The 7,648-nt window shown below is 34.9% G+C and carries 9 protein-coding genes; 5 read left to right on the forward strand and 4 right to left on the reverse strand.

Going from position 1 to position 7,648, the window contains the following annotated elements; genetic code table 11:
* Window positions 1–5: 5 nt before the first annotated feature.
* From HLX49_RS08480 to HLX49_RS08495, 4 genes are all read left to right on the forward strand, one after another.
* Complete coding sequence (locus tag HLX49_RS08480; RefSeq protein WP_296361234.1) at window positions 6–1,220, forward strand: ABC transporter permease; 1,215 nt, start codon at window positions 6–8, stop codon at window positions 1,218–1,220.
* Window positions 1,217–2,347, forward strand: a complete 1,131-nt coding sequence (locus HLX49_RS08485; protein WP_077703318.1) for an ABC transporter permease — start codon at window positions 1,217–1,219, stop codon at window positions 2,345–2,347. The genes HLX49_RS08480 and HLX49_RS08485 overlap by 4 nt, the downstream gene beginning before the upstream one ends.
* A complete protein-coding gene (locus tag HLX49_RS08490) occupies window positions 2,340–3,011 on the forward strand; it encodes an ABC transporter ATP-binding protein (RefSeq protein WP_077703317.1) in 672 nt (223 codons plus the stop codon). The genes HLX49_RS08485 and HLX49_RS08490 overlap by 8 nt, the downstream gene beginning before the upstream one ends.
* Window positions 3,012–3,078: 67 nt before the next feature.
* Window positions 3,079–3,705: a lytic transglycosylase domain-containing protein gene (locus tag HLX49_RS08495; protein ID WP_077703316.1), complete on the forward strand. Its 627-nt coding sequence runs from the start codon at window positions 3,079–3,081 to the stop codon at window positions 3,703–3,705.
* Window positions 3,706–3,862: 157 nt separating this feature from the next.
* Here HLX49_RS08495 and HLX49_RS08500 read toward each other — a convergent pair whose 3' ends face one another.
* Entirely contained in the window at window positions 3,863–4,948 is a 1,086-nt protein-coding gene (locus HLX49_RS08500) for a M42 family metallopeptidase (RefSeq protein ID WP_296361239.1), read from the reverse strand.
* 196 nt (window positions 4,949–5,144) lie between these two features.
* A complete protein-coding gene (locus HLX49_RS08505; protein ID WP_077703314.1) occupies window positions 5,145–5,630 on the reverse strand; it encodes a dUTP diphosphatase in 486 nt (161 codons plus the stop codon).
* 120 nt (window positions 5,631–5,750) lie between these two features.
* On the opposite strand from HLX49_RS08505, the gene HLX49_RS08510 reads away from it, so the two are divergent.
* The gene (locus tag HLX49_RS08510) at window positions 5,751–6,143 is read left to right on the forward strand and encodes a sigma-w pathway protein ysdB (RefSeq protein WP_077703313.1); all 393 of its coding nucleotides are present in this window, start codon (window positions 5,751–5,753) and stop codon (window positions 6,141–6,143) included.
* A 507-nt stretch (window positions 6,144–6,650) separates the two neighbouring features.
* On the opposite strand, the gene HLX49_RS08515 is transcribed toward HLX49_RS08510, so the two are convergent.
* Entirely contained in the window at window positions 6,651–7,235 is a 585-nt protein-coding gene (locus HLX49_RS08515; protein WP_101933787.1) for a TVP38/TMEM64 family protein, read from the reverse strand.
* Between the two features lie 123 nt (window positions 7,236–7,358).
* A partial coding sequence (locus HLX49_RS08520; RefSeq protein WP_367112738.1) for a DUF1294 domain-containing protein occupies window positions 7,359–7,648 on the reverse strand: 290 nt, incomplete at its 5' end.

Raw genomic sequence — 7,648 nt, forward strand, 5'->3', positions numbered from 1 at the left:
ATTTCATGAAAATAACATTATTGTTTATAAGATATAATGCACTGCAATTAAAGAGGAAGTGGTATGCACTTCCTCTTGTTTTGCTTCTCCCCATTTTTATCGTCGGCTTACTAGCGTATATTACCATAACATTTGTTACTCCAGATGAACAAAATCCTATACAAGTTGGACTAGTTGATTTAGATCAATCAAAGGAAACGAAGCTATTCATTGATATGTTGGATGAAACATCTGAACTTGGCAGCTTTATACATGTACATAAAATGAGTGAAACAGTAGCGAAACAAAAAATGGAGAATGATGAGGTCAGCTCCTACATACTATTCCCAGAGAAATTCACGTATAATTTATATCAAGGAAATCCAGTTACTTTATCAATGATAGGCAACCCAAATCAACCTATTCAAAGCCAAATAGTTTATACAATAATGGAGAGTGTGACAACACATATAAGGGCGTCTCAAGCAAATGTGCTCACGTTAAATCAATACGCCAAAAAACTCCCCTTAGATGATCAAGAACGCAATGAGTTTGTCTTTGAACAATTTAAGGAGTTTGTATTTTACACTTTAGGAAGAAAGCAGCTTATTCAAGAGGAGCAATTAATTAATCAGGCTACCGCCAATCCCGCTTCTTACTATAGTCTTGGTGGCTGGTTTATCATATTCACAACATGGTTACTACTTATATACACAGGATTACACCGTGATGTAACAGCAAAAATGGAACAAAGAATGATGCTCTACAATGTACGACCAATTCAACCGATATTTGCTAAACTAGCTGTAACATTGGGCTTCGTTTGTATACTTGGTTTAGGTCTGTTATTTGTACTTCATATATTATTAGGTTGGGATATTCAACTCGTAGACGCAGTGAGGATTATGCTTGTTACTATTTTATATAGCTTTTGCTTCTTATTAGCCATTTCTATCGTAGAAGCTTTCATTCGTTCTCATCGGATGCGACTCGTCGTACAAATTAGCCTTACTTTGGCAATTCTTTTATTAAGTGGCTCTATCGTTCCAACGATTTATTTGCCGCTTTTATTTCAGCAAATGCTTCCCTTTACTTTTTCTTCGGAAGCATTCTACTGGCTGCAAGAATTATTACTACATAAACGCTTGTATGTAGACTACATTCCATTGTTACTAATGACTGCCATTGGTTTTTTTGTTCTTTCTAGTATTACCATTGGAAAGGAGCGCCTACATCGATGAAATCCATTATCCAAACCCGCTTCTTGCATTGGAAACATCATTTCTATTCCTTTGTTTTTTGGCTGTTTTTCCCTCTTGCTAGTGTGATTTTTCTTCATTATCTGCTAATAGACGTTCAGACAGAAAGCAAAGTCCCGGTGGGTCTTGTTATAGAAGATCAAACAAACACCGCTTTTGAATTGGTAAAAGAATTGAAACAATCCTCTCTTCTTCGTATCTACGAGTTAGATGAAGACAAAGCGCTTCAACAATTGAAAAAACATGAGTTGGATAGTGTTTTTATTATTAAAGATGGGTATGAAGAAAAGATGCATAGAGGTAGTCGAAATCGGCTAATTACTAGTTATCAATCAGATTTATCGTTCGCTTATACTTCTGTTTCGGAAATGGTAGCCTCTTTTGTGCAAAAAAATACAGGACGGATTAAAACCGCTCATACTGTATTACAATTGGAGAAGCAGTTGACCAACAGGCAGGATTGGACAAAAGATGAAATTATTACTACAAGTAAAGAGATCGAGACAAATCAGAATTTATTATCAACTCAATTTCAATATCGAGACCAAGTAAACAAAAGGGAAAAACAAGTATCATTATGGAACCCCTGGGGGATATGGATCTTATTTGCAAGTTTGGCCACTTTCTTTCTTTTTGATTGGGTGATTAAAGAAAACAATGCAACCGTTAAACCACGATTTGTATTTATTCGGTTTTCTTTTAAGAAATATGCGTTACTCAATCTTACATTATATACATGTTTATTACTTTTCATAGATGTTATTACAATTTTTGTTTTTCACTATATTCTTGAGATACCAACCCATTTCTCACAAATTATTGCCATCGTCACCATAAGAATGATATTGAATGGTTTTTCTTTTTTATTCGCTCTTAAAATGAAACGTTTAGTTACGTATTATAGCCTATCTTTCATTATTACATTATTACTTGCTTTAACTAGCGGAGCAATTGTCCCTATTGATCATCTAGTTAATAACCTGCCAACTATATCTGTAATTCACCCGTTTATTCCATTTCTCGAAGGGGCATTACATAATATTTGGCTTTATATTGTAGGCTTACTGATTATTATTTGGTATGCAAGAAGGGAAGATACATATGCTTAACGTAGAACGTATATCTAAAACGTACAATAAACAGCCTATTTTCACTGACTTATCCTTTTCCATACATCCTGGTGAAATTATCGGTTTGGTCGGTGAAAATGGGGCAGGGAAATCGACTTTATTACATGTATTAGCAACTTTACAGATGCCTACAACAGGGTCCATTCAATTATACAACTGGTACTACCAAAAACATCGTAAGCATGTACGACGCCATATCGGATTTGTACCGCAAGATATCGCTATATGGGATAATTTTACCGTTCGTGAAAATATGGTTTTTTTTGAAAAACTAGCATGGAAAAACAAATCAGAAAAAGAGTTGAAAGAATTATGTCTTGATATGAATTTAGATCGTTGGCACGATAAAGTTCATACGCTGTCTGGTGGCATGAAACGAAAACTCAATCTAGCCATTAGCCTTATTCACGACCCAGCTCTGATTTTATTAGACGAACCGACAGTCGGAATAGATTTAAAATCAAAAAAGGAAATTGCTACTTACTTGCAAAAGTTAGCGCGTAATCAACGAAAAATGGTCCTTTACACTTCTCATGATATGGATGAAATCAAAGCTTTATGCTCCAAAGTTATTTGTATTGGTGAAGATCCTTTTTATAAAAATTTATTACAACATGCTGGCAAAAAAGTTGTCTCACTTTAATAACTCATTCCCTAAATTATAAACTTATAGTAAAATAGTATATGACCGTTAGGAAGGAGAACACAGTATGGAAATAAGAGAGTTGCAAAAAATGATGCAGTATGAAGCGATGTCTATCCTTACATCTGGCTCAAATGGGTTTTCCAGTCATTCACCAATGATGGAACTTGCCTTTAAGCAATTGTTACAGGAACAGTTAAACAAAGCAAACACACTACAAGCTACTCATTCTTTACCACCTAAGAACCATACATATCCATTAAATAATACGTTAGCAACTACGTATTCAAAGATGACACAGACAAGTGATACAACTACTAAAGAGATAGATACGCTCATTCAGGATGCCGCAAGGAAGTACCAAGTAGACGAGCGTCTCATTCGCTCTGTTATCCAGACAGAATCCAATTTTAATCCGCTAGCTAAAAGTAGCGCCGGGGCTCAAGGTTTAATGCAATTAATGCCTGCCACCGCAAGAGGCTTAGGTGTAACAAATCCATATGACCCGCAGCAAAACATTCAAGGCGGTGTCAAATATTTAAAGCAAATGATGGACAGATATAACGGTCATACAGAATTAGCTTTGGCTGCTTATAATGCCGGGCCTGGAAATGTAGATAAACATCAAGGAGTTCCACCATTTAAAGAAACTCAAAACTATGTACAAAAAGTAATGCATCAATATTTAGCTTAAAAATTAAATTTACTTGAACGCCCGTTTGTAGCCTTCATACTTCATGGTTTTCTTTTAAAAATAAGACTAAAATCCGAACTTATTTAAATTCTTAATAGAATTTTAAATATGAGTTCGGATTTTTTCACCAATAAACTTGTATACAAGTAAGTCTTTCTTAAGCAAGAATTAGTTCATTTACAGTATCACGATCCAGCTTTTTAATCGTCTCCACAATTAATTTTACTGCATGCTCAAAATCATCTCGATGTAAAATACCAGCATGCGTATGGATATAGCGTGTGGCAATTGTAATAGATAAAGACGGCACACCGTTTGCTGTTAAATGAATAGAACCAGAATCGGTACCCCCGCCAGCCATCGTCGCAAATTGATACGGAATGTCATTTTCTTCAGCCGTTTTAACAACAAGGTCACGTACTCCTTTATGAGATATCATAGAGGCATCGTATAACACGATTTGTGGCCCTTTACCAATTTTGCTATCTGCTTCATGATCTGAAACTCCTGGCATGTCACCAGCTATTCCTACATCAACACCAAAACCAATATCTGGTTTTATCGTGTTGGCAGCAGTTTTAGCACCGCGAAGTCCGACTTCTTCTTGTACAGTTCCAACACCATAAACGGTGTTAGGATGCTTTTGTCCTTTTAGTTGTTTTAAAACCTCAATAGCAATTGCACAGCCGATACGGTTGTCCCAAGCCTTAGCCAACAATAGTTTTTCATTTTTTAAAGGTGTAAACTCAAAATATGGAACAACGGAATCTCCAGGTTTTACACCAAATTCTTCCGCTTCTTCTTTGCTAGAAGCACCAATATCGATGAACATATTTTTAATTTCTACTGGCTTTTTCCTTGCTTCAGCAGAAAGAATATGAGGGGGTTTCGATCCAATAACACCTGTTACCTCTCCATGACTTCCCATAATCGTAACACGCTGGGCAAGCATTACTTGGCTCCACCAACCACCAGCCGTTTGAAAGTAAAGAAAACCTTTATCATCAATTCTTGTAACCATAAAACCAATTTCATCCAAATGTCCAGCAACCATTATTTTAGGACCATCCTCGTCGCCAGTTTTTTTAGCGATTAAACTACCTAAATTATCATACATGACTTCATCTGCATATGGAGTAATGTAATTGTTCATGACGTCACGGGCTTCTTTTTCATTGCCTGGTATCCCTTTTGCATCTGTCAAATCTTTAAACATGGTTAATGTTTCATCCATCTTCGTCATATGTATTCACCTCTTCATTAAACTATTATCTATTATACCTCTTTTAATCAAATTTTAAAATTTTTTAAAGCATGCACATGATTTATAAAAAAATTGTTATTTCAGTATAGAAATGTATAAAACTTTTGGGTTTATATAAGCGAAACAACTTTTTTTGCCATAACAATTTGGCAATAAGCTATTTTTTTACGTTCTTCTAATATCCTTCGTCTTGACGTACGAAATTCACTTCATTCTTTTCTAGATAAGCTCTATGAACATCTTCTTCCGAAAATCCTAAAGCTTGACCTAGATGCAAGTATGTTTCCCATAAATGATCATAATTAACCGACGTTGGATGTTGAAAAAATTGATGACAGGCTGTGTACACGTTTAGAAATAACTTTGTTTCATCCTCCATTTTATTTCTAGAAACGTTCCCGCTAAAATAATGACCCTTTGTAATTCCTAATGAGAGTAAAAAGTGAACGCCATCAACATATTCTTCTAATATTGTCTCTCTTTCACTTCTCGGCTTATTACTCCAAAATTTAAAGCACCTTGTCTCATTGGCTAATTCTCCCAACTCCACAAGTAATGCCAAATACTTCTTTTCGAATACATCTTGTTTCTTTATACCTTGGTTCGTTTCAATATATGTATCTAATTCGTTCTGTAATTGATATAATTTATCCCAATTCATGATAAGACCTTCCTCACTACATCTTTTTCTATGATTGTAACATATAAAAATAAAAAATAGTGAAACCTTTATATATGTCATTCCGTATTACAAAGGAATAATGATCAGGGAGACGATAGTATGATAGTCATTTTATTTCGCGTACTGATTGTGCTGGCTTTGGCATTGCTTATATATACTTGGATTCAATATTATCGTAATCCCCAACGAAAATTGCAAATAGCTAAAGCAGAAGGAACATATTATTTTTTAGACGAACCTGGAAATAGTAAAAAAAATCTTCAATTTGTTTATAAAGGATGCTTGTTTGAAGGTGAAAAATATGTTGGAGCTACAGAAGATTCTTTTGAAGTAGTTAATATACACGTTACAGCCAAAGATCCTCTTGAACTTAGTGGTTTGCGAAGGGACGACTTATATTTTCTTGAGGAAGAAATCCTCATTCGTTATCCCCATTCAAAAATTGAATGGAAACATCCGATTAATCAATTGCTAATAGGCTCTTTGGATTAAATTATTATCGAGAGATGGGGTACTACGATTAGTAGAAAATTTTGGCCTTTCAACAAGAGATGAATGATCGATGTGTTACTTTTGAACGCACTTTCTGACCATCCCTTTTATAGTAAAGTTTTCATCTGCTATAGCTTGTCCATCATGTTATGGTAATCTAATGTGGAGCAACGTATTTAAGAGAACCTCTACTGTTATTTGCAGTGCTATAGCACGCGTTTGGTTCATTGATGAGAGTGCAAGCTTAATCAGGATAGATGTAAGGTACTATAAAGCAACCCTTTAAAAGCATTGAAAAATACGAAGCGGGAGATAACAGATCTATTGACAGAAGATTTTAAGTCATCCTTATGTAAAAACTTGGTTTATTGCCCTTAAGAATTGCGGATTAGCCAAGTTTTTTAAGGGTATGAAAAATAATTCCAGGTATGAATAAATGCTTTTGTTCGTATATGTGCTACCTCTCCACTCTCATTTCATTTTCTGCATCGTTTCCTATCTCCTCCCCTATGTACTTTCCCTTGTTTGAACATGAAAAAATTCTTGCCATTTAATATAAATTTCTTTTCGGCGCAACAAATAAACAAATGGCAAAAGTATGAGTAAGCTTAAACCAATGTAAAGTGGTGTCAAATTTGAAATCCATTGACCAATAGATGTATAAATAAATGCTATCGGAATGTTAGTCAAAAAAGATGATTTTGTATAATCTTTTAAGCTCGATGATATCTCTAACAAACATAACGAAAGTAAGTGGAAATGGATAAATGGTATCAGTCGAAGCAACGCTATTTGCGATGTTGTTAAAGCTGTTTGCTTACCAATTATCTTTCCTTTTACCTTTTGAAATCGTTGCATAGACTTCGGCATCTTATATACAAAAAAGTAAAATATAATACTTGATAATGTAATACCTATAAGGGAATATACTGTCCCTGCAATAGCTCCAAATAATATACCTCCTGATATACAAATAAATATGACCGGTAAAAAGAGCAAAGGCCTTAATAAATGAAAACTGATAAATAATATAGGGGCGAATAAGCCTCCTCCTTCAATGAAAGCAAGTAAATAATTCCCCAATACTTCCATCTTAAGCCTCCTCCTTGTTGAACTATTACAGACACAAAAGTACTTACTAGTACATGTATATGACAGGAGACGAGCCTTTATGACAAGAAAATAATAAACACAGGTTCCAGAAGAAATAGTACGTTACACCAAGCCATTAAACAAGTAGTATATCAAAAATACGCAATGACCAAAGAATATTACCGGGATACCAAAAACGAATCGCCTATGTCTCGTTTTGTGGCGATATAATTTCATTCCTAACCAAATTCCCAACGCACCTCCTAAAATCGCCAACATCCATAGCGTCCTTTCTGGAATTCGATATTGTTTCTGTTCTGCTTTACGCTTATCCATTCCCATCAACACAAAAGCTATACTATTAACACCGAGCAAATAAAATAAGATAGTATTCCACTGATTCACCTGTTCAT

It is taken from the genome of Virgibacillus sp., assembly GCF_013393565.1.
In the GTDB taxonomy this organism is placed as follows: domain Bacteria; phylum Bacillota; class Bacilli; order Bacillales; family Amphibacillaceae; genus Virgibacillus; species Virgibacillus dokdonensis.

What these genes read in the sequence shown, in the direction of transcription:
- HLX49_RS08480 (WP_296361234.1), top strand. Translation starts at nt 6, where the DNA reads ATGAAAATAACATTATTGTTTATAAGATATAATGCACTGCAATTAAAG.
- HLX49_RS08485 (WP_077703318.1), top strand. Translation starts at nt 1,217, where the DNA reads ATGAAATCCATTATCCAAACCCGCTTCTTGCATTGGAAACATCATTTC.
- HLX49_RS08490 (WP_077703317.1), top strand. Translation starts at nt 2,340, where the DNA reads ATGCTTAACGTAGAACGTATATCTAAAACGTACAATAAACAGCCTATT.
- HLX49_RS08495 (WP_077703316.1), top strand. Translation starts at nt 3,079, where the DNA reads ATGGAAATAAGAGAGTTGCAAAAAATGATGCAGTATGAAGCGATGTCT.
- HLX49_RS08500 (WP_296361239.1), bottom strand. Translation starts at nt 4,948, where the DNA reads ATGACGAAGATGGATGAAACATTAACCATGTTTAAAGATTTGACAGAT.
- HLX49_RS08505 (WP_077703314.1), bottom strand. Translation starts at nt 5,630, where the DNA reads ATGAATTGGGATAAATTATATCAATTACAGAACGAATTAGATACATAT.
- HLX49_RS08510 (WP_077703313.1), top strand. Translation starts at nt 5,751, where the DNA reads ATGATAGTCATTTTATTTCGCGTACTGATTGTGCTGGCTTTGGCATTG.
- HLX49_RS08515 (WP_101933787.1), bottom strand. Translation starts at nt 7,235, where the DNA reads ATGGAAGTATTGGGGAATTATTTACTTGCTTTCATTGAAGGAGGAGGC.